17 protein-coding genes, 4 pseudogenes and 1 riboswitch are annotated in these 22543 nt (G+C 59.9%); of the genes and pseudogenes, 17 read left to right on the top strand and 4 right to left on the bottom strand.

The features are described from left to right. The 7 genes and pseudogenes from ACMUVN_RS10675 to ACMUVN_RS10705 all read left to right on the top strand — a co-directional run. Nucleotides 1–119: pseudogene (locus ACMUVN_RS10675) on the top strand (DNA-binding protein); the annotation flags it as partial. A 260-nt stretch (nucleotides 120–379) separates the two neighbouring features. Continuing rightward, nucleotides 380–1369, top strand: coding sequence for a sugar phosphate isomerase/epimerase family protein (locus ACMUVN_RS10680; RefSeq protein WP_047612538.1), 990 nt, complete (start codon nucleotides 380–382; stop codon nucleotides 1367–1369). 27 nt (nucleotides 1370–1396) lie between these two features. Further along, on the top strand, nucleotides 1397–2437 hold the full coding sequence (locus ACMUVN_RS10685) for a substrate-binding domain-containing protein (protein WP_028757180.1): 1041 nt from the start codon (nucleotides 1397–1399) through the stop codon (nucleotides 2435–2437). 62 nt (nucleotides 2438–2499) lie between these two features. Then, nucleotides 2500–4011, top strand: coding sequence for a sugar ABC transporter ATP-binding protein (locus tag ACMUVN_RS10690; protein ID WP_414815125.1), 1512 nt, complete (start codon nucleotides 2500–2502; stop codon nucleotides 4009–4011). Nucleotides 4012–4028: 17 nt separating this feature from the next. After that, nucleotides 4029–5003, top strand: coding sequence for an ABC transporter permease (locus ACMUVN_RS10695; protein ID WP_063475926.1), 975 nt, complete (start codon nucleotides 4029–4031; stop codon nucleotides 5001–5003). Continuing rightward, nucleotides 5000–5872 carry a MurR/RpiR family transcriptional regulator gene (locus ACMUVN_RS10700; RefSeq protein ID WP_028757177.1) on the top strand — a complete coding sequence of 291 codons (873 nt, stop codon included), beginning with the start codon at nucleotides 5000–5002 and terminating at the stop codon, nucleotides 5870–5872. The genes ACMUVN_RS10695 and ACMUVN_RS10700 overlap by 4 nt, the downstream gene beginning before the upstream one ends. Next, nucleotides 5869–6753 (top strand): ribokinase, encoded by an 885-nt coding sequence (locus ACMUVN_RS10705; RefSeq protein ID WP_047612542.1) that lies wholly within the window; start codon nucleotides 5869–5871, stop codon nucleotides 6751–6753. Before ACMUVN_RS10700 ends, ACMUVN_RS10705 begins: the two co-directional genes overlap by 4 nt. 32 nt (nucleotides 6754–6785) lie before the next feature. Here the strand turns inward: ACMUVN_RS10705 and ACMUVN_RS10710 are convergent, their stop codons facing one another. Then, entirely contained in the window at nucleotides 6786–8030 is a 1245-nt protein-coding gene (locus tag ACMUVN_RS10710; protein WP_414815126.1) for an MFS transporter, read from the bottom strand. Nucleotides 8031–8396: 366 nt separating this feature from the next. On the opposite strand from ACMUVN_RS10710, the gene ACMUVN_RS10715 reads away from it, so the two are divergent. The 8 genes and pseudogenes from ACMUVN_RS10715 (at nucleotide 8397) to ACMUVN_RS10750 (ending at nucleotide 16051) form a co-directional block, all read left to right on the top strand. Beyond that, entirely contained in the window at nucleotides 8397–9005 is a 609-nt protein-coding gene (locus ACMUVN_RS10715) for a class I SAM-dependent DNA methyltransferase (protein WP_047612547.1), read from the top strand. 236 nt (nucleotides 9006–9241) lie between these two features. Beyond that, complete coding sequence (locus ACMUVN_RS10720) at nucleotides 9242–10999, top strand: aconitase X (RefSeq protein WP_414815127.1); 1758 nt, start codon at nucleotides 9242–9244, stop codon at nucleotides 10997–10999. A 74-nt stretch (nucleotides 11000–11073) separates the two neighbouring features. After that, nucleotides 11074–11280: pseudogene (locus ACMUVN_RS10725) on the top strand (LysR family transcriptional regulator); the annotation flags it as partial. Between the two features lie 165 nt (nucleotides 11281–11445). Next, nucleotides 11446–11577, top strand: a riboswitch (TPP riboswitch). Nucleotides 11578–11669: 92 nt separating this feature from the next. After that, complete coding sequence (gene thiC, locus ACMUVN_RS10730) at nucleotides 11670–13493, top strand: phosphomethylpyrimidine synthase ThiC (protein ID WP_414815128.1); 1824 nt, start codon at nucleotides 11670–11672, stop codon at nucleotides 13491–13493. Next, nucleotides 13493–14470, top strand: a complete 978-nt coding sequence (gene thiO, locus ACMUVN_RS10735) for a glycine oxidase ThiO (RefSeq protein ID WP_063475932.1) — start codon at nucleotides 13493–13495, stop codon at nucleotides 14468–14470. Before thiC ends, thiO begins: the two co-directional genes overlap by 1 nt. Nucleotides 14471–14474: 4 nt before the next feature. Then, nucleotides 14475–14672 carry a sulfur carrier protein ThiS gene (thiS, locus tag ACMUVN_RS10740; RefSeq protein ID WP_018245349.1) on the top strand — a complete coding sequence of 66 codons (198 nt, stop codon included), beginning with the start codon at nucleotides 14475–14477 and terminating at the stop codon, nucleotides 14670–14672. Between the two features lie 3 nt (nucleotides 14673–14675). Beyond that, nucleotides 14676–15449, top strand: a complete 774-nt coding sequence (locus tag ACMUVN_RS10745; protein WP_063475933.1) for a thiazole synthase — start codon at nucleotides 14676–14678, stop codon at nucleotides 15447–15449. Further along, nucleotides 15446–16051 (top strand): thiamine phosphate synthase, encoded by a 606-nt coding sequence (locus tag ACMUVN_RS10750; RefSeq protein ID WP_063475934.1) that lies wholly within the window; start codon nucleotides 15446–15448, stop codon nucleotides 16049–16051. The genes ACMUVN_RS10745 and ACMUVN_RS10750 overlap by 4 nt, the downstream gene beginning before the upstream one ends. A 147-nt stretch (nucleotides 16052–16198) precedes the next feature. Here ACMUVN_RS10750 and dinB read toward each other — a convergent pair. Further along, nucleotides 16199–17274: pseudogene (gene dinB, locus ACMUVN_RS10755) on the bottom strand (DNA polymerase IV). A 426-nt stretch (nucleotides 17275–17700) separates the two neighbouring features. Between dinB and ACMUVN_RS10760 the strand changes: the two are divergent. Further along, nucleotides 17701–17891 (top strand): annotated as a pseudogene (locus ACMUVN_RS10760) (damage-inducible mutagenesis protein); the annotation flags it as partial. Between the two features lie 524 nt (nucleotides 17892–18415). After that, nucleotides 18416–20251 (top strand): methyl-accepting chemotaxis protein, encoded by a 1836-nt coding sequence (locus ACMUVN_RS10765; protein ID WP_047613437.1) that lies wholly within the window; start codon nucleotides 18416–18418, stop codon nucleotides 20249–20251. Between the two features lie 264 nt (nucleotides 20252–20515). Here the strand turns inward: ACMUVN_RS10765 and ACMUVN_RS10770 are convergent, their stop codons facing one another. Together ACMUVN_RS10770 and ACMUVN_RS10775 are read right to left on the bottom strand one after the other, a co-directional pair. After that, nucleotides 20516–21070 (bottom strand): DUF2087 domain-containing protein, encoded by a 555-nt coding sequence (locus tag ACMUVN_RS10770; RefSeq protein ID WP_047612574.1) that lies wholly within the window; start codon nucleotides 21068–21070, stop codon nucleotides 20516–20518. Nucleotides 21071–21595: 525 nt separating this feature from the next. Further along, entirely contained in the window at nucleotides 21596–22483 is an 888-nt protein-coding gene (locus ACMUVN_RS10775) for a GntR family transcriptional regulator (protein ID WP_047612575.1), read from the bottom strand. Nucleotides 22484–22543 lie beyond the last annotated feature (60 nt).

The following is a 22543-nucleotide window of genomic DNA, read 5'->3' on the forward strand; positions in this document are numbered from 1 at the left end:
CCTGATTTGTTCATCGGCGCGCATGCTGCGGTTCAGCAGCTTCCGCTGTTAACGCGAGACCGTGGTCGGTAACGCGGTCATACGTCCCAACAGTCATATTGCTCTCGCCGGCTCAGTGATTCCGCCGCAGTGGAAGGGCAAGATCGCAGCCTCGGCACCCTTTGGCCAAATCCTCAACTTTCAAGAACGCGGTCGATGGTTCGAATATCTTCAAGGTGAGGTCAATTTCGAGAACGGCTCTGCGACCAGGTGGTTGCTCATGCGAAGTGGGTTCCAATTCTGCCCGCACCAATTTTTTGCACAGCGTTACATTTTAGACTTTACAAATACCTATTAATCTGTGAAGTAGTGCACAACTTCACAGATTTGGAATGATCCTTTGAACCCGACACGCTTTGCCACCCGGCTAAATTCGTTCGCCTCCGCTTCCCATATCGCATGGCCCGGCCAGTCGTCGAAGCCCTCCGTCATGCAGATGGCCGAGCGCGCCGCCCAGGTGAAGGGCCTTACCGACCTCGATCTCAATTATCCGGATCACATGAACGAAGATCCGGCAGAACTGGCTCGAAAACTTGGCGATATCGGCCTTTCGATCAACGGCTTCGCTATGCGCTACTACAGCAACCCCGCCTTCAAACTTGGTGCTTTCACCCATCCCGACGAAACGGTCCGCCGTGAAGCGATCGACCTGACGAAGAAGGGCATCGATGCAGCGCGCGAAGCCGGTTCCAATCTGATGACCATCTGGCTTGGGCAAGATGGCTTCGATTATGCCTTTCAGGCGAACTACGCGAAGATGTGGCAACACGAAGTCGATGGAATCCGTGAAGTTTGCGCCCATGATCCGAATTGCCTGATCTCGATTGAGTACAAGCCGAACGAGCCGCGGTCCTACAGCCTGATGCCGGATGCGGCCACGACTTTGCTCGCTATCAAGGAGGTCGGCGCTGCCAATCTTGGCGTCACGCTCGACTTCGCCCATGTCCTCTATGCCGACGAGCAGCCCGCCTTTGCGGCAGCACTGATTGCCCGTCACAGCCGCGTGCTCGGCGTCCATCTCAACGACGGCTACGCCAAGCGCGATGACGGTCTGATGGTCGGCGCGGTGCACACGCTGCAAACGATCGAGCTACTCCGCCAGATACGCCGGGATGGTTACGACGGCGCGATCTATTTCGACACGTTCCCCGATATGACCGGCCTCGATCCGGTTCACGAATGCGAGGTCAACATCCAGACCGTCCAACGGATGTTGAAGGTCGTCGACCGCCTCGAGCAGGACAATCGCCTCGCGAGCGCGATTGACCGACAGGACGCCGTATCCACGCAGGCCATCGTTCAGGAGCTGATGTTCGGCGCGGAGCACTGAACCACCCCAACTTTCCGGGAGGAAAACATGAAGACAATTCTTGCTGCGGCTCTCGCCGCAACCCTTTGCGCTGGCATCGCGTCAGCGCAGGAACTGAAGCCGCTCAATTCGGATTCAGAAGCGGACCGCATGGACTGGTCCGATCTCGACGCTAAACTCGGTGCGCTGCCGAAGCTGCCCGAAGGCCTCAAGGTCGGCGGCGTCTCCAAGACGCTCACCAATGAATATTGGCGCTCGCTCGGCGAAGGCTATCAGAAGTTCGCCGACAAGGTCGGCGTGACCGTCGCCTATCAGGCGGCGCAAAGCGAGGGCGACCAGCTCGGCCAGTTGACGATCGCCGAGGGCATGGTCACTCAGGGCTATAAGGTGTTGCTGGTCTCGCCGCAGACCGATGCCAACCTGCAGCCGGTCATCGAACAGGCGAAAGCCGCCAACGTACCGGTCGTCAACGTCAACGATGCGGTGATCCCGCAGGCCGAGCACTATGTCGGCAACGTCCAGCGTGACAACGGCGTTCGGGTCGCCAAGTGGTTCATGGAAAACCGCGCCAATGGCGGCAAGGTCGCGATCATCGAGGGCCAGGCCGGTGTCTATGCTGCCGTGCAGCGCACCGATGGCTTCAAGAGCACGATCGAACAGGGCGGCAAGTTCACGGTGATCGCCAGCGTTCCGGGCAACTGGGATCGCCAGATGTCCTATGACGCCGCAACCAACATTCTCCAGCAGCATCCTGATCTCGTCGGCTTCTACTGCAACAATGACGGCATGGCGCTTGGTGTTGTCGAGGCGGTGAAGGCCGCCGGCCTGCAGGACAAGGTCGTCGTCTTCGGTACCGACGGCATTTCCGATGCCTACAAGTCGATCGAAGCCGGCGAACTCACGGGCACCGTAGACAGCTTCCCGGTCCTGACGGGCGAGGTGGCGATGGAAGTCGCGTTGCGGCTCGTCTCCGGTCAGAAGCTGCCGCGCGTAGTCGCAACTCCGCAGGCCCTGATCACCAAGGATAACATCAAGGACTACCAGGGCGGCGACGTTCGCTCGGTGCTGATGAAGGCCGCAGGAAAGTAAACGCCTCCCAAGGCAGGATGGCCGCCCAGCCGGCCGTCCGCACTCTCAAAGGTTGGACTGTCATGGCACATCCCAGACTGGCGTTCGAAGGCATCTCCAAGGTTTTCCCGGGCGTCAAGGCATTGTCCGACGTTTCGTTCAGCGTCGCCCCGGGTGAAATCCACGCCCTGCTCGGCGAGAATGGCGCAGGCAAGTCCACCCTGCTGCGCATTCTGTCCGGTGTCTTCCGTGCAACGGAAGGCGAAGTCAAAGTCGACGGCACCGTGCACCACTTCCGCAAGCCCGACAACGCTCGCCAGGCAGGGATCGCCATGATCCACCAGGAACTTCAGCAAGTGCCGCATCTCAGCGTTGCCCAGAACATGTTCCTCGGCCATTCCCTGACCCGTTTCGGCGGCATGATCGTCAATCGCCGTGAGCAGGAACGGCGCGCGGCCGAGGCGCTTGCGATGATCGATCCGTCCATCGATCCGGCGGTTCCCATCTCGACGTTGAAGGTCGCCCGGCGGCAGGTCGTCGAGATCGCCAGAGCGCTTCTCGACAAGGCGAAGATCATCGCCATGGATGAACCCACCTCGAGCCTGACGCCGAGCGAATTCGAGAGGCTCGCCGAGATCATCGAGCGGTTGGCAGCGAGCGGCGTCTCGATCATTTACGTATCCCACAAGATGGACGAGGTCTTCCGGGTCTGCCAGCGCGCCACGGTGATGCGCGACGGCAAGGTCGTGGGCGTCGGCATCGATCTAAAAACGACCTCACCCGACGACGTCATCGCGATGATGGTTGGCCGCGAGCTGCTGACTGAAGAGCATCATTCCCACACCACAGATACCGTCAGTGTCGAGGTCCGCAATCTTTCGACGCACCGTATCCGCGACGTCTCGTTCGACCTTCACAAGGGTGAAGTCCTCGGCGTCGCAGGGCTCGTCGGCTCGGGCCGCACCGAGCTCCTGCGCGCACTTTCCGGCGCGGACAAGCTTATCTCCGGCACGGTCAACGTCGATGGAAAGGCGTTGACGCTGTCCAATCCGCGTGCGGCGATCGCCGCCGGCATCGGGCTGCTACCCGAGGAGCGCAAACGCGAAGGCATCATTCCAGGCCGGTCCGTCAGCATGAACATGGCGCTGCCCTCGATGAACCGCTTCTCGAAAGCCGGGATCATCAACCATCGGAAACTCAAGCGGACGGCGGAAGACCTGCTCAAGCGCGTCAACCTGCGACCCTTCCAGCTCGACCGGCAGATCAGACTGTTTTCCGGCGGTAACCAGCAGAAGGCGATCATCGCACGCTGGCTGGCGGCCGGATCGCGCATCCTGCTGTTCGACGAGCCGACGCGCGGCATCGATGTCGGCGCGAAATCCGAAATCTATCACCTGATCGAAGACCTCGCTCGCGAGGGACATTCGATTATCGTCGTCTCCTCCGAGCTTCCCGAGGTGATGCGGGTCTCCGACCGCGTGCTCGTCATGCGCGACGGCGCTGTTGTGGCTGAACTCGGCCACGAAGACCTCTCCGAAGAAACCATCGTTTCCCACGCCGTTGGGAAGGCCGACAACCGCCGTGGTGCGGCATGACCTACAGGAACATATCCATGTCTGACACGACCCAGAATGCCGGGGCGCCCACTTCCAAACTGTTCGGATCGTTCTCGGTACGCGATGCGGGCACCCTCATTGGATTGATCGCCATCGTCGTCATCTTCGGATTGCTGGCACCCGACTTTCTTTCGCAGAGAAACCTGCTCAACATCCTTCAGCAGTCGAGTATCAACGCCTGCCTGGCACTCGGCATGACGCTCGTCATCATCTCCGGTGGCATCGACCTCTCGGTCGGTCCGACGGCTGCGATCTCTGCCGTGATTACGGCCACGATGCTTGTCGCCGGCGTTCCCGTTCCGCTCGCCATCCTGGCCGGCCTCGCGATCGGTGCTATCTGCGGTCTCGTCAACGGCGTACTCGTGGCCTATGCGGGCCTTCAGCCCTTCATCGTCACGCTCGGCACGCTCAGCACCTATCGCGCCATTGCGCTGATTTACACGGGCGGCAACCCGGTTCTCGGTGTGCCCGCGGGCTTCCGTTCGCTGTTCAACGGCTCCCTGCTCGGCCTTCCCATTCCGGTTATCATGGTCGCCGTCGTCGCCCTGCTCGCCTGGGTGCTGCTCAAGAAGACACCGCTTGGCGAATACCTGCTCGCTGTCGGCGGCAATGAAGAAGCGGCCTATGTCGCCGGCGTACCGATCGCCATCACCAAGATCACCGCCTATGTGATTTCGGGCGTCCTCGCTGCCCTGGCCTCGATGATCCTGGTCGGCCGCTTGGGTGCCGCCGAACCGATCCTCGGCAATCTCTGGGAACTCGACGCGATCGCGGCCGCCGCAATTGGTGGGGCCTCTCTGATGGGCGGCAAGGGCAGCGTCATCGGCACGATCCTCGGTGCGATCATCCTCGGCGCAATGCGCAATGGATTGACGCTGATGAATGTCCAGGCCTTCTACCAACTTCTGGCCACTGGTCTTATTATCCTGGTCGCGATGATGATCGATCGCGTCACAAGGGGTAGAGGATGAATTCTGCAAATGATCCCAAGGCGGTAGGCCCGCGCATCCGCATGATGATGCCGCAGCTCACCCCTTTGGAGGCGCGTGTCGTGGAGACGGTGTTCGGATTGAGGGATTTTTCCGAGGACACCGCTCTCAAGGATCTGGCGGCGGAAGCGGGAGTGTCCGAGGCCATGGTTGTCAAGATCACCAAGAAGCTCGGCTTCAGCGGCTATCGCGATTTCCGCACTGCAGTGTCGAATTACAACAGGCTTCCTACCGCTGAAATGCATCAGGAATTGTCAGCCGATGACAGTTCGAGGGAGATCATTCAGAAGGTCTTCCGGACGTCGATAAATGCGCTGGAGGAGACTCTCGCGATCCTGGATGTCGACGGTTTCGATCGCGCCGCCGATATACTCGCCAAGGCGGGGCAACGTGATTTCTACGGGGTTGGTGGTTCGGCACAGATTGCCAGGGACGTGGCGCACAAGTTCCTGAGGATCGGCGTGCGGGCCAATGTCCAGGACGATTCGCATATGATGCTGATGTCGGCGTCGCTGCTCGGAGCCGACGACATCGCGATCGGTTTCTCCCATTCCGGGAACACGACCGCTGTCATCGACGCCATCCAGCTCGCGCGGAAGTCGGGGGCGCGAACGATCGCCGTCACGAATTACGGTGGATCGCCGCTTGCGCAGATCGCCGACATCGTTCTGTGTTCCACCGCGCAAGGATCGCCCCTGATGGGCGAGAACGCCGCAGCCCGGATTGCACAGCTCAACATCCTCGACGCGCTCTTCATGGCCGTCGCGCAGCGAAACTATCAGACGGCGGAGAAAAATCTCGAGAAGACGATGTCCGCCGTCGCATCCAAACGCAAGGACAGGCTTCCATGAGTTCCGCATCACCCTCCGTCGTCGTCTTCGGCAGTCTGCACTATGACATCATGGTGCACGGCCCGGCACGTCCTCGGAAGGGTGAAACCGTGACGGGGGATCACTGGCACCCGAAATGCGGCGGCAAGGGTGGCAATCAGGCAGTCTCGGCAGCGAAGACAGGGATACCGACGTCGATGATTGGTGCGGTCGCGGACGACGATTTCGGCCATGCTCTCACCGACAACCTGGCCCGCAACAAGGTCGATCATCGCTTCGTCAAGAAAGTGACCGGGGTCGGTAGCGGCATGAGCGTCGCAATCTTCGACAGTGAAGGCGACTACGGCGCGGTCATCGTTTCCGGTAGCAATCTGATGTTGGGGCAAGTGGATGTGGATTCAGCTTCGAAGGCGTTCGTCGACGGAGCGTTGCTGGTCCTGCAGAATGAGGTGCCTGATCATGCCAACGTCTCGGCGGCCAAGGCCATGAAGGTCGCGGGCGGAACGGTGGTTCTCAACGCTGCGCCCGCGCGACCTCTCTCCGCTGATTTGCAGCAACTGGTCGATGTCCTGGTGGTCAACGCCATCGAGGCCGAGCAGTTGGCCGAGCTTCCAGTTGTCGACACACTCGAGGGTGCCGCGAATGCCGCGAAACTGCTCGCGGCGAAATTCCCCGTCGTGGTCGTGACGGCGGGCGGCGATGGTGTCGCCTGCGCGACCCGGGAAGGTGATGCGTTCTCGATCGAGGCGATCAAGGTGGAACTGGTGAGCACCCATGGTGCCGGCGACGAATTCACCGGCGTCCTCGCCTCAGAACTCGCGCGTGGCAGTGGAATTCGTGCCGCAATCGAGGCCGCGAACCATGCGGCGGCGGTTCTGGTGAGCACGCCACGGGCAAACTGAAATCGTCTCGGCGAACATTGGCTTCGCGTCGGTCATTTCGGGGACATACCGGATGCCGATTGGCATCGATCCCCTTGTTCCGCGGGCTGATCTGCTCGCTTTCGCTCGATCCGCACGACAACGCCACCGCCATCGGCAGTCCGGCGCGTGGCAAGCGCCTTGACCGAAAAGAGCGCGTAGATGATCAGCGGAAGGCAGGCGAGATAGGATGTCCTGATGCCTGCATGTTCGGCAATTAAACCGAGCAGAGGCGGCGCCAGGAAGAAGACGACGAAGGTCATCTGGCCGAGAGCGGCGACGTTGAGATATGCCGCGCGATCGGTACGCTGGGCGGCCGCCGAGACGGCGAGGGGATAGACCGCGCTGCAGCCGGCGCCCATCAAGGCGAAGCCCGCCAGTGCGACATAGGAATGCGGTGCGCCCCAGACGGCGCAGATGCCAATCGCCGAAAGAACAAGCAGCATCGTGGCGACGGCGCGTGCACCAAACCGATCGACCAGCGGATCAACGAACAGGCGCGCCAGCGCCATGCAAAAGGTAAAGAGTGTCAATCCCAGTCCGCCGATGAAGGGCTCGACTGAAAACACGTCGCGCATATAGATCGCCGACCAGTCGATCCCGGCACCTTCGACGAGGAAGGCGGCGATGCCGATGACACAGAGCGGCATTAGTCCCCAGGTAGGAAGCGCTACCGGCGGCGCCTTGCCCTCGTCCTCCGTAATCCGCGCTGGCGCATTGCGCATGCCGGTGATTGCCCAGATTCCGATGACGAGGACCGCGACAAAGGTCACGGCGAGATGTAGCTGCATCGAAATACCGGCTTGGCGGACGACCGAAGACACAAGCGCCGTGAGGAAGAAGCCCAGGCTCCAGAAGCCATGGGCTCTGTTCATCACGCCGCGTCCCAGCTGCGCTTCGATTCGGTCGATCTCGACATTGAGATTGATCTCCAGCGCCCCGGCGAGCAGCCCTTCGACGAAAAGCAAACAGAACACGGCCGGCGCAGCACCGATCCATGGCACCAGCGACAGCAGCGCAGATGTGCCGAGAACTGTAATGAACGCCGTCGTCCGCGCGCCGAGCCGGGCGATCAAGGGCGAAGACAAAGTCAACGAAATCAAGGCGCCGATCGCAGCCCCAATCAACGTCAACCCGAGCTCGGACTTATCGACGCCAAGCGCATCCTGCAAATCCGGCATCCTCGACAGTAGCGCCCCCAGCGACACGGCGAAGAGAAAGAAGCAGACATAGATCCGCTGTTGCGGCGCAATTTTCATGATGCAACTCCGGGGATTGACGCTTCGAAGCAGAGCAGCGCTTTTAGATCTGTGATGAATACCTCACATGGCCGGAGATCAGAACTTGTTTCTGAGGGGATGCGACGGAGCACGCGGTTTGCCTGACATACTTCGTGATCACTCGCCCGGATGACTGCTCGATGCGGCGCAAGCGGTCGAAACTCGCAACTGACCGCGGCGCGCGGGCGCCCTGGATCCAGGACAGGAGGCTGTCGAATGTCTCGTTCAATCGGACGACGGCGCGGTAGAGTTGCCAATAGCTGTCGCCGAACCGGCGCATATGATAGAGCATCGCCTGTCGGGAACACATTGTTGCACTGGAGATAGGAAATCGACAGTAAGACCGTGAGCGACGCAGCCGGCCGCATTATCGACCTCTATCGTCGCCATGCTGATGCGTGGACAACGGCGCGCGGCACGGTACTGTTGGAGCGTGCATGGATCGACCGGTTTGCAGACATGCTGCCACGAATGGCGGCGGTGCTCGATATTGGTTGTGGTTCAGGCGACCCAATCGCTCGTTACCTTGCCGGCAGAGGTCATCTGATTACAGGCGTGGACAGTTCGCCAGAGATGATCTCCATATTCCGGACCAATCTTCCCGGCGAGACAGCGCAAGCGGCGGATATGCGCTCGCTGAAACTGGATCGGAGATATGGCGGGCTGATCGCTTGGGACAGCCTGTTTCATCTTGCTCCTCCCGATCAGCGCATGATGTTCTCCATCTTCCGCGACCATGCTGAACCGGAAGCACCATTGCTGTTCACGAGTGGACCCGCCTTCGGCGAAACTATCGGCACGCTGGAAGGGGAACCTCTCTATCATGCCAGCCTCGATCCCGACGAATACCGCCTGCTGCTCGACCGGAATGGCTTTGACGTTGTTGCCCATGTTGCGGAAGACCCAGATTGTGGCGGGCGCACGGTCTGGCTGGCGCGTCAGCGGTATGCGTAAAGCGTCGTGGAAATCCTAAGATCGCCCTCGGTCACTTTCTGCACGAACTGGAACAGCTGGGGCGGGCCGGCAACAGATATCCACCCGCAGCATACTCAGGCATATTCTGCGTTTTGCGAAGGCCGCCTTAATCCGGTAGAGAGCGGGGCCCGTCTCGATTACCGATGGCGCGATCGCGCTAGCCCCAGATTCGAACGACTCTGCTTGCAAAGCCACCCACCTTGAAAGGCTCACGGATGGTCAACCTTGTTGACGGACTGATTTTCGCAGGGACGGCGTACGTGCACGGCAAGGCTTCGGGCAATGTTGTTGCAAGCGATCTGGAACTGAGTTTCTGGGGCGGGGTCGATCCCTGGACCGGCGAGGTGATCGATCGGCATCACCCCTTGAGCGGACGCTGTCTCAAAGACCATATCCTCGCGATCCCGGGGGGCAGGGGGTCCTGCTCTGGCAGCGGCGTGATGTTGGAACTGCTGCTCAATGGCAATGGTCCCAAAGCGATGTTGTTCGAGCGAGAGGAGGATATCCTCACGCTCGGTGTCGTGATCGCCGAGGAGGTATTCGGTCAATCTATTCCCGTTGTAACGCTCACGCCCGAGAATTTTCGCAAGGTGGTGAGTTCGGCATTTGTCGAAATCGACGGAAACGTTGTTGCCTGTTCCACCGACGGGCTGGCAATGGACGCCATTCCGTCGCACAGCAAAGACTCAGGCCATCTTTTCGGTGAAGTCGCATTGTCGGAGCGGGATAGAGCTTATCTGGCTGGTGCTCACGGCAAGGCTGCACAAGCGGCGATCCGCATAATCCTGCGAATGGCGAAACTGCAGGGCGCCACACAATTGATGGATGTCTCACAGGTCCACGTCGACGGCTGCATTTACACCGGACCGGGCTCGCTTTTGTTTGCCGAAAAACTGCGGGACCTGGGCGGGTGTGTTGTGGTGCCGACAACGCTCAACTCGATTTCGGTCGATCATCGACGCTGGCGCTCGCAAGGTATTGATCCCGTTCTTGGCGAGCCGGCCAGTCAGTTGGGTGACGTCTATGTCGAGATGGGGGCGCGGCCGACCTTCACCTGCGCGCCTTATCTGCTCGAGACGGCTCCCAAGATCGGCGAGCAGGTGGCCTGGGCAGAATCGAATGCCGTCATCTACGCCAACAGCGTTCTTGGTGCGCGGACAATGAAATATCCGGACTTTCTCGACATTTGCATCGCACTAACCGGCCGCGCGCCGCTGGCAGGCCCACACATCGACATCAATCGCAAAGCCGGGTTGGTCGTCAGTGTCGCTAATATCGAAAACATCGACGATAGCTTCTATCCGCTGCTCGGTTATCACATTGGTGCGCTGGCATCGAACCTTATCCCTGTCGTCTCCGGTCTTGATCAGGCCGGCCCAACCAATGACGATCTCAAGGCCTTCGGCGCCGCGTTTGCGACCGTTTCCAGTGCACCGATGTTTCACATCGTGGGGGTGACGCCCGAGGCAAAGACGCTGGATGCCGTTGTCCCCTCAGACATCAGCGTCCCTTCGATCGATCTTCGGCTCGAGGAACTCGCGTCGAGTTGGGAGGAACTCAACAGCGCCGACGACGAGCGCGTCGATCTCGTCTCGCTCGGCAATCCGCATTTCTCGATCAGCGAAATCGAGAGGCTCGCGTCCCTGTGCAGCGGTCGAAAGAAGCACGTGGATGTGGCGATGGTGGTTACCTGCGGACGCGCAACGCACGATAAGGCCAACGAAGCCGGGCTGATAGCGGCCCTCGAACGCTTCGGGGTGGAGTTCGTGACGGACACATGCTGGTGCATGATCACTGATCCGATTATTCCCACCCTTGCGAAAACCATACTGACGAACTCGGGCAAATATGCCCATTACGGGCCGGGGATAACCGGTCGGCGCTTTTACTTCGGCGGCATTGCCGCATGCGTTGCGGCTGCATGTAGTGGGGTATATAGCAAGGCGGCACCCACCTGGCTGAGGCAGGCCTAGCACTGCCACCACGAGTTGCGCAGACTTGCGTAACGAGACGGTTGCTGCCCGGGCTGCCGTTGGTGAAATAATCGATGAACGACTACAAGCTGCTTCGAACGTTCCTGCTGGCCGCGGAGAAGCGGACCTTCGCGCAGGTCGCGCGCGAACTCGATATGACGCCCGCAGCCGTCACCCGGGTGATTGCGGCCCTGGAAGAAGATCTGGGCGTGCAACTCTTCGTGCGGACCACGCGCCAAGTGTCGCTGACGACCGATGGCGCGATCTTCGCCGACCAGATTGGGTGGCTGGTCGCTCGATCCCGTTCAAGGCGAGAATTTGGAAGTTCCGCGCTATCCTTCTTCCACATTCAATCATCTGCCCGGCTTCCACATCAAAACACGCCCAAGAGCCGGACGACGGAGGTCCACGGTTGACACGAACTCAGCCCAGGACATAGTCTTTGCGACATTCACCAGGGGAGTCCCGGCAAGGGGCTGAGATACTGCTGGACAATATGGCTTTGCCTGTTGTGGCGCAGTGACCCGTTGAACCTGATCCAGTTCATACTGGCGTAGGGACGGTGCAAGCGCTCGAAGGCTTCGGATTCCCGCGTGGATTCCATGCCGGCGTCTTTCCATCATTCCGGCTGATTGACTGGGTCTCCAATTGCAACTTGGAGCCTCAAACCATGACCATTGCCGCAACGAACCTCACACCCACCGTCACCACCGGCCCGCTGCCGGCATCGAGGAAAGTCTACATCCCCGGAGATATACACTCCGACATCCGCGTGCCGATGCGCGAAATCAGCGTCCATCCGACATCGGGCGAGCCGCCTGTCGTCGTTTACGATTGCTCTGGCCCCTATACTGTCGAGGGCGCCGATATCCGCATCGAGCAGGGTCTGTCACAGTTCCGTCGCGGCTGGGTGCTCGCCCGCGGCGATGTCGAGGCCTATGAAGGCCGCCATGTGCGTCCCGAAGATAACGGCTTTGTCAGCGGCGAGCGGCTGACACCGGAATTTCCGGCCAAGCGCCAGCCGCTGCGGGCGAGGGGAGACAATGCCGTGACCCAACTCGCCTATGCACGCGCCGGCATCATCACCCCGGAAATGGAGTTCATCGCCATCCGCGAAAATCTCGGCCGCAAGGCACAGGCGGACGCCATCAGCCGCGATGGCGAAAGCTTCGGCGCCCATATTCCCGATCATGTGAGCCCGGAATTCGTCCGCCAGGAGGTCGCCGCCGGCCGGGCGATCATTCCTGCCAACATCAATCACCCGGAAAGCGAGCCGATGATCATCGGCCGGAACTTCCTGGTGAAGATCAATGCCAATATCGGCAATTCCGCCGTCACCTCCTCCATGGCGGAGGAAGTGGAGAAGATGGTCTGGGCGATCCGCTGGGGTGCCGACACGGTCATGGACCTGTCGACCGGCCGCAACATCCACAATATCCGCGAATGGATCATCCGCAATTCGCCGGTACCGATCGGCACCGTGCCGCTCTACCAGGCACTCGAAAAAGTGAACGGCATTGCCGAGGACCTCACCTGGGAGGTCTATCGCGATACGCTGATCGAACAGGCAGAACAGGGCGTCGATTACTTCACCATCCATGCGGGCGTGCGGCTCGCCCATATCCCGCTGACCGTCAATCGCGTCACCGGCATCGTTTCCCGCGGCGGCTCGATCATGGCCAAGTGGTGTCTGCACCACCACAGGGAGAGTTTTCTTTACGAGCATTTCGAGGAGATCTGCGACATCTGCCGCGCTTACGACGTTTCCTTCTCGCTCGGTGATGGCCTGCGGCCAGGCTCGATCGCTGATGCCAACGATGCGGCGCAGTTCGCAGAACTGGAAACGCTCGGCGCGTTAACGAAAATCGCCTGGGCGAAGGATTGCCAGGTGATGATCGAAGGTCCCGGCCATGTGCCGATGCACAAGATCAAGGAAAACATGGACAAGCAGCTCGCGGTCTGCGGCGAGGCGCCTTTTTATACGCTCGGACCGCTAACCACCGATATCGCGCCGGGCTATGACCACATCACGTCCGGCATCGGGGCTGCGATGATCGGCTGGTTTGGCACCGCCATGCTCTGCTACGTGACGCCCAAGGAACATCTCGGTCTGCCGGACCGCAACGACGTCAAGGTGGGCGTCATCACCTATAAGATCGCGGCACATGCCGCCGATCTCGCCAAGGGCCATCCGGCGGCGCGGGTGCGCGACGATGCGTTGTCGCGCGCCCGTTTCGAGTTCCGATGGGAGGACCAGTTCAACCTCTCGCTCGATCCGGAAACCGCCCGTTCCTTCCACGACGAAACGCTGCCGAAGGAGGCGCATAAGGTGGCGCATTTCTGCTCCATGTGCGGTCCGAAATTCTGCTCGATGCGGATTTCGCACGATATCCGCGCCGAAGCGCAGAAGGAAGGGCTGGAAGCGATGGCGGCGAAATATCGGGAGGGCGGCGACCTGTACATGCCGATCGAAAACCTTCCGGGTAACGCATAATGTCTACGTTTCTTGTCAAAGGGGCCGGCGTTGCCGGCCTCGCGGCAGCCCATGAGCTCGTCAGGCGGGGCTTTTCGGTCGAGGTGATCGAAAAGGCCGGCGCGGCGGGACTTGGCGCCTCGCACTTTGCTGGAGGAATGCTCGCGCCCTATTGCGAACGGGAAGCGGCCGAAGAGATTGTCCTGACATTGGGCCTGGGCGCGGCCGGATGGTGGGAGGAGGCCGTGCCGGGCGAGGTTCGCCGCCGCGGTACTCTCGTCGTGGCGCAGCCGCGCGACCTTCCCGATCTCGTCCGGTTTGCGGCGCGCACGACCGGTCATGTCTGGATCGATCGCAAGGGTGTGGCCGACCTCGAGCCTGCACTAGCCGGCCGCTTCGAAAAGGCTCTTTTCTTCGAGCAGGAAGCGCATCTCGATCCACGCCGCGCACTGGCCAGACTAGCCGGCAGGCTCCGCGAGCGTGGCGTCGTCTTCCATTTCGGCGGATGCCAGCCGCAGGACCGGCGGTTTGCCGGCGTGCTCGATTGCACCGGGCCAGCGGCGATACCGCGACTTTCCGGCCTGCGCGGCGTGCGCGGCGAAATGCTCTATCTGGAAACTGCGGATATTACCCTTTCCAGGCCGGTCAGGATGCTGCATCCCCGCCATCCTATCTACATCGTGCCCCGCGACGATCACCGCTTCATGGTCGGGGCGACGATGATCGAGGCTGACGATGACGGACCGATTACCGCGCGTTCGCTCATGGAATTCCTGAACGCGGCCTATGCGCTGCATCCGGCGTTTGGCGAGGCACGCGTTGTCGAGACCGGGACTGGCATACGGCCGGCGTTTGCCGACAACATTCCGCAAGTAATCGAGACAGAGGAGGGGCTCGCGATCGCCGGCATGCATCGGCATGGCTTCCTGCTGGCGCCCGCCATGGCGGTGCGGGCCGCCGATATTCTCCTCCAGCGGCATTCACTTCTGAAAGGCTAACCTCATGAAACTGATAATCAATGGCGAAACCCAGGTCTGCGAGGCGGTAACCCTGGCCGAACTCCTTCATGTTCTGGAATACGAGGGCGACTGGCTAGCAACCGCCGTCAACGGAGATCTCGTGCATCGCGAGGACCGAGCCGATCACCGGCTCGACGATGGTGACCGTATCGAAATCCTGTCCCCGATGCAGGGAGGTTGATCCATGCTTTCTCTTTATGATGCTGCACTGTCTTCGCGGCTTCTGCTCGGCACCGCGCGTTATCCGTCGCCGGCCGTCCTTGCCGAGGCGGTCAGCCGGTCCGGCGCGGAGATTGTCACGGTCTCGCTTCGCCGCGAAACGGCCGGCGGAAAGACCGGTGGAACCTTCTTCGAACTCATCCGCCAGCTCGCGGTCCGCGTCCTGCCAAATACCGCGGGATGTCACAGCGCGTCCGAAGCGATCCTGACCGCCAAGATGGCGCGCGAGATATTCGGTACCGACTGGATCAAGCTCGAGGTGATCGGCCATCACGACAGTCTCCAGCCGGATGTATTCGAACTGGTCGAAGCCGCACGCATTCTTTGTGCGGAAGGGTTTTGCGTATTTCCCTATACGACGGACGATCTGGTGGTGGGTGAAAAGCTGGTCTCCGTCGGATGCCGGGTCTTGATGCCCTGGTGCGCGCCGATCGGTTCTGCGGCCGGTCCGCGCAACCCTTCCGCGCTCACCGCCATGCGGAGCGCCTTTCCGGACATCCCGCTGATCGTGGATGCGGGGATCGGGAGACCGTCGCATGCGGCAACGGTGATGGAATTCGGCTACGACGCGGTGCTGCTCAACACGGCGGTCGCCGTCGCAGGCGATCCGCCTGCCATGGCTGAGGCGTTTGGCAAGGCGATCGAGGCCGGAAGGCTCGCTTATCTTTCCGGCATGCTGGAGCCGCGCGACATGGCGGTACCGTCCACCCCGGTTGTCGGAAAGGGCGTTTTCGCATGAGACTCGATCCCTTCTATCTCATCGTCGACAGTTCCGAATGGATCGAACGTCTCGTGCCGCTGGGCGTCAAACTGGTGCAACTGCGGGTGAAGGATCGCCCGGAGGAGATCCTGCGCCAGGAAATCCGGCGTTCAAAGGCCGTTTGCGCGGCGGCGAATTGCCAGCTGGTTGTCAACGACTACTGGAAACTGGCAATCGACGAGGGATGCGATTTCATCCATCTTGGCCAGGAGGATCTTGTGGAAGCCGACCTTGATGCCATTCGCAGCGCTGGCCTGAAATTCGGCCTCTCCACGCATGACGAGTCAGAGCTCGAAACGGCTTTGGCTGCGAGGCCCGACTATGTGGCGCTCGGTCCGGTCTATCCCACCATTCTCAAGCAGATGAAATGGGCGCCTCAAGGTCTGGAACGGATCACAGACTGGAAGAGGCGTGTCGCGCCGTTGCCGCTGGTGGCGATCGGCGGGTTGAATGTCGACAGGCTACAGGGCGTATTCGACGCGCGCGCCGACACCGTGGCCGTTGTCACCGACATTACCTTGAACGTCGATCCAGAAGCGCGGACGCGCGAATGGATCGAACGTACGGCACCGTGGCGTTAGGGAGGTGCCGCCACGCTTCCTTTGGGGCAGTCCGATATCGAGCCTCGACGCGCTGCGTTAAGACGAACTGCTGATGCAATAGAACTCGAGGCGGCCTCCATTTCGGTGTTGTCTGTCGATGGTGTTCCTGTCGACGATCATGGCCGTTTAAAGCGCCAGCCGCAACTGCGGCTTCGCTTCAGAGCTCCGCCGTTCCAGCGAAGACAGCGACACGCCAAGCAGGCGTATGCCTTTTCGCGGCGGGAAGATTGGCGCGAGAAGCATATCGACCACCTCCTCAAGATCGGCAATTGCTGGCAGTGCTGACGGAACTGTCTTGCTACGGGTGATCTGGCTGAAGTCGGCATACTTGACCTTGAGCGTCACCGTCTTGGCGCCGATTTCATTGGCCTCGCAATAGCCCCAGACCTTTTCGATCAGCGACTGAAGCCCGTCGCGCGCGGGTTCATAAGAATGGATGTCGGCAGAGAAAGTGTCTTCCGCACCCGGTCCGGCTTGACCTGGCGATTGTCAATGCCGCGGGCGATGCCATAAAAATACGGCCCTGACTTTCCGAAATGTTCGACGAGGAAGTCGAGTGTTTTCTCCTTCAGGTCCGCTCCTGTTTCGATCCCGAGCCGATGCATCTTCTCGGCCGTTGCCGGTCCCACGCCATGGAATTTCTTGACGGGAAGCTGTTCGACGAAGGCGGGGCCGTTCTTCGGGGTGATGACGGCCTGGCCGTTCGGCTTGTTGAGGCCGCTTGCCATCTTGGCCAGAAACTTGTTGTAAGAAATTCCCGCCGACGCGTTGAGCCCCGTCGCCGCCTTGATCCTCGCTCGGATCTCTTCGGCGATCTCGGTCGCAATCTCCATGCCCTTCAGGTTTTCGGTGACGTCGAGATAGGCCTCGTCGAGCGACAGTGGCTCGATCATCGGCGTGTATTCGGCGAAAATCGAGCGGATCTGCAACGACACGGCTTTGTAAACATCAAAGCGCGGCTTGACGAAGACAAGGTCCGGGCATTTCCGCTGGGCGGTCACCGAAGGCATGGCGGAATGGACGCCGAATTTGCGTGCCTCGTAGCTGGCGGCCGCCACGACCCCGCGGGCAGCAGGACTGCCGACAGCAACCGGCACACCTCGCAGCTCCGGATTGTCGCGCTGCTCGACCGATGCGTAGAAGGCATCCATATCGACATGCACGATCTTGCGCGGCCGTTCGCGGTTGTCTTCGCCTGTCATTATCTAGCTTCCATCAGCGAGACCATCACTCAAACATGGGAAGTGTGCTCCACACTTGTCACCCTTGGTCGTCTGCATCCGCTTGCAGCCCATGGCCATGCGCCGGCGGATTTCCGCGAAGGTGACGCTTGCGCCAACAGTTTGCGCTCATGTGCACAATGGCGATCGCAGAGGAGGCAGATGAGTTCGACCACCGGGACCTTGTGATCTTTCAGTCTCGGGATCGCATCGTCCACAAGCCGCGTTCGGCGCATCCGAAAATATTCCTGCCTCAACATCCGAGTGAACCCGCTGGCGATTTTTCTGTCTTGTTCCGGTGCTCAACTTCAGCGGGTTACATGCGCATTGACTCATTTACGCCATAGGAACAGATACAGAACATATTGCTGTTACTCAAGCTGAAACGGGTTACCGTCGAAGGAGATCATGAACCCAGCCATCGCCTCAAACGCCGTCCTCGACGGCCTGCGCGAACAGATCGCGCATCTGGAAAGCGCCAGTCGGCGCAAGCGAGCGTTTTGCCTTTCGGCGTAGCGCAGATCGACGAGCGGCTTCCGGGTGGTGGATTGGCCTATGGGGCGCTGCACGGGTGCGCCGGCGGTGGGACCGGCACCGTCGGAGAGGGCTCATGATCGAAATTCCAATCCGTTGTTTTGCATTTGGATTTCGCAGCTCTCATCGACCGAGCCGCTGCAGCGGGGTGGCAAGCGGATGAAGTCCTCATCACGATCATCGAATTGGCGGACGGACGTTCGTGCCGCCCAGCTTGAGCCTCCGCCGGCCGACCGGTCTTCGACTTGTCGAACGCGATGCGCTGGCACTCGCATCCTTGGGATTGTAGCCGGTCCCGACCGAGCCGGCTGCCTAGGGCGTCTACCGCAGGTAAGGTCAAGGGGAAACCGCGCCGCGCCGCGATTGCTATGGTCGGCGCCAAATCGGCATCGTCGCGATTCGCAATTGGCCCTGGATGCAACCCCCTGATGGTACGCGCGGACGGCTTTGCTATGTGTCGTTTGTAAGCAACGAGAATAATCAAGCCTGCGGCGACCGAAGTAAATAAAGTTAATTCTAAATTAGCCAGTCGGGCGAATTCTTGCAGCTACGTGACCCGCGCGGTCGTCCTCAGGAGCTGGAGATCCGAATGAAGCGCCCGAATGTCAAGCAGGCCCTTGTTGCGGTTTTATCCGTCATTTGTGTCTTCCTCGTTGTCCTGTCCTACAGTTCCCTCAGCACGATCTCGACCTTGAACGACAACACCCAGCAAATTGGTGGCTTCTGGATGAAACGCCTGGTTACCGCGAGGGATATCAAGGGGAATTTCTCCGATTTGAAGCTTGCTTACGCGCGCTATCTGTTGGAGGCGTCACCAGAAAATCAAGCCGCTGAAGCTAAACTGGTCGACGACGCGAAGTCCGCTGTCCAGACCGCGATCGATGAATATGTGAAAGGCGTGCGTACCGAGCGGGGCCGGGAACTGATCACTCAGGTCAACTCGGAACTCAAGAAGTACGGCGAGCTTGCTGAACATATGGCTAAATTACAGGACAGTGGAAAGGGAGCCGAGGCGGTCAGTCTTTTCCGCGAGAGTATGGAGCCGCAATCCGATCTGGTCGGCCAGAAGATTTCTGATCTCGTGGCCTTCATCTTGAGCCAGAGCGAGACCTATGTGGCGGCAAGCGGCGCTGCCGCACGCACGGCGTTCATAATCACAGCAATAATTGCAACTCTTGCCGTTCTAGTCGCTTTAGCCGGAACGATATTCGCCGTGCTCGGCGTCGCGAGCCCGATCCGCCGCATCGCCTCAGCCATGAAAATCTTGTCCGACGGGGATCTGCAAAGCGAGATCCCTTATGCCGGCCGCGCCGACGAGATTGGCGCAATGGCAGCAGCGGTCGAAGTGTTCCGACAGAACGCCATACATGTTCTTCGCCTGGAGCAGGAAGCGTCGGCATCGCGAAGCCAGTCGGAGGCCGCACGTGCAACTGCACAGGAGCGCGCCGAGCGTGAAGCGCAACAATTACGGTTTGCGACGACCACCCTAGGTGACGGACTGAGACGTCTTGCAGGCGGCGATGTCTCTTTCCAGCTGGCGGAGCCCTTCGCCGAGGAATACGAGCAACTGCGGGAAGATTTCAACACGTCCCTCAAGCAACTCGGGACGGCAATTGGCGCTGTCCTGCAAACGGTGCACAGCATCGACAATGGAACGCGCGAAATCGCGTCCGGTGCGCAAGATCTTTCCAAGCGTACGGAGCAGCAGGCCGCGTCTTTGGAAGAGACGGCGGCAGCTCTCGATGAGATTACCACCAACGTTTCCACCGCGTCCAAACGAACCGACGAGGCCCGCAATGTCGCGCAGGAGGCTAATGTCAGTGCGGAACGTTCCGCTGCCGTCGTGTCTCAAGCCGAACAGGCTATGAGGCGCATTGAGGACAGCTCGGAGCAAATCTCCAATATCATCGGCGTGATCGACGAAATCGCTTTCCAGACAAACCTTCTGGCGCTGAATGCAGGCGTCGAGGCAGCCCGCGCCGGAGAAGCCGGCAAAGGCTTTGCCGTTGTCGCACAGGAGGTACGCGAGCTCGCACAGCGCGCAGCGACGGCGGCGAAGGAAATCAAGGGACTCATCGAAAAGTCATCAGTCGAAGTCGGCACGGGCGTGAAATTGGTCCTCGAAACGGGCCAGTCGCTCAAGTCTATCGGCGACCATGTGTCTCAGATCAATCAGCTGATGGCAGCCATCGCAACGTCGGCGCGAGAGCAGTCCACGGGCCTCGCCGAAATCAACACCGCCGTCAATCAAATGGATCAGTCCACCCAGCAGAACGCGGCGATGGTCGAGCAGTCGACTGCAGCGGCAGCGTCTTTGTCAAGTGAGGCGAGCAGGCTGCGTGAACTCGTCAACCAATTTCATCTCGACAGCGCCACCGGCCATGTGGCCGCGTTGAGAAGCAATCTCAGGATCAGGGCGGCATAACCGCGCCGACAGAAGGTCGCGTTCGGCCGTCCCCTCGCGAATTGCATTCGATGCTGTCGATTCGCCAGGTGGAAGGAAATCAATGTCCCATGCCGACAGCAACCAGCCCTCCGATTGGATCGCACCACCTGTCCGCCGTTGATGATGAGAATGGGGTTTGGATCAGTTCCGACTCGAGCAAAGGGTATCCGACCCAGGAACATGCCTGTTTCGATAACCTGCATCGTTTCTGGCCGGAGTTTCCGGTTCCTCAATATTGATTGATCAGCGCATGGAAATAAGACGGAGTGTCCCTGCTGCCTCGGCGGGCATTGGACGTTCCACGCGCCTGTAAATACGTCCGTTCGGCGTCCGGGTCATCAGCCCGAGATCACAGAGCTCGCGGCGCAGAAGTGCGTAATCGCCGAAGTCATGGCGCTCATTGAGCAGGATGTTTACATCTGGCTCGGAGAGCTCGCGTGCTGCCGGAATCTGCGTCCACAATATCCAAAGTGAAACGATCTGGTCGGTGCGTCGCGCCGGCCACCGCAGCAATCGGCCTTTGCCATCAAAGCAGCGGGCAATTCGCTCGACTTGCCTCTGATCGACCTCAGAAGGTCGCCGAAACGGTTTCTCGGCCGATGGCTTTAGTGGAGGATTATCTGCGATTTCCGCGGTCGCCCGCAGACTTTGAAAGTTGCGGTGCCCGGCAGCTTTGGCAAGCATGTTCAAGACTTCGAGGTGGGACGGAAGCCCATCATGATGGGATAGTTGCGATCTCAGAGATTTGGCGAAAGTCGAAGTGTCGCTCAGATTGAGCGGTATGAGTTTTCTGGACATGACCTATCCTTCGGTCGTGCCGTCCAAAAGGATCATCGGCGATCGCCCTTCCGACATGGCACGGATTGGTGTCCATATCTATCTTGACAGGCAGGTTTAGCGTGTTCGGGGGAACGGCGATGCCTGGGTGAACTGCAGACCCGGTGTCGCACATAGCATCCAGTATTAGCGAGTTCAAGTGGAACGGAGGACCCTTGACGGTTCTGCTACGGAGCGCGGAGTGATGTGCGTCCGTCCAGTCGATTGTAGACGGGTTCTAGTTGTCACCCGGATCATTATGCTGTCCCCTCGCGACGATAAGCGGCGATACGATTAAGAAGCAGCGCAAACCTCGCGCAAAAAAGTGGGCCTTTGAAACGCAGTCAGCCGAAGTTGCGGCAGAGCCGGCGGATGCTGCCAGGACGGCAGCCGGAATACCGAAGAGAGGACGCAGGGTCAAGGCCGACGACGTCGTGCACAGCGCCAAGCGTGGGCGAATCAAACGGACTTCGAAGTCGGTGCTAATCGAGAGCGCACTTACAGGGGCTATTGCATGATCGAACGAAGCAAAGTCTCGCGGGCGGACGTCAGATGCAGCCGACAGGCGCGATCGATGGAGGCGACGTTGCGGCTTTCAAGGGCTTCGATTAACGCGAGATGTTCCTTGATGGCAACCTCATTCCGCGCGCGTTCATCGCGCTTGTTCCACTGATAATGATAGTGGAAGACCATGGCGATCACGTCTTGGAAGCTTTCGATAAAGCGGTTTGGCGCGACTGCCGCAATCAGCCGGTGAAATCGGCTGTCCAGCTCCGAGAAATCCTGAAATCGAGCGTCGATATCTGCGAGCAGCTCCAAATGTGCCGCCCGCATAGCCTGGATCTGTTTCCAGACGGGCGACCCGTCGGGCAGGGCGGCGAACAGCCGTGCGGAGCGCATTTCGAACATCTCCCTGATCTCGAACAGTTCGAGCGCGAAACTGGCTGTGAACCCCTTAAAAACCCAGCCGGCATTCTGACGCTTTTCGATCAGCCCATATTTCTGAAATCGGTTGAGAAATTCACGGATAATCGTTGTCGCAACGCCGAATTTCCGGGCCAATTCCGTCTCATTGATTTCTGTGCCCGGACAGGCATCACCGCGCAGCATCCATTCCATGAAGCTCGTCTCGACCTGTTCCGAAATTGCCAAGGTCTCTTCCTTCGGATAGCGCTCTTTCTGCCGCGGCTGCTTGCGTATAATCCGTCGGTGGGCTTCAGACATGATGATCCCACGTGCGGCCATCCCTGCCAGCACCTTTCGCACCGTTGTCCTGCTCACGCCAAGCTGGGCGCGCAGCGCATTTTCGGACGGCAATTCCTCCCCAAGATCGAGCGTTCGAATGATCTCGATCATATCATTGAATGCCCGCTTGAAGGTCGTATCGGTTCTCATTACGCAACTCCAGGTATGGTTGGATATCCATAAAAAACAAGTTGACGTACGTGTATCATA

Origin of the sequence: Rhizobium sp. IY2, assembly GCF_047532935.1 — a bacterium.
Classification (GTDB): domain Bacteria; phylum Pseudomonadota; class Alphaproteobacteria; order Rhizobiales; family Rhizobiaceae; genus Rhizobium; species Rhizobium anhuiense.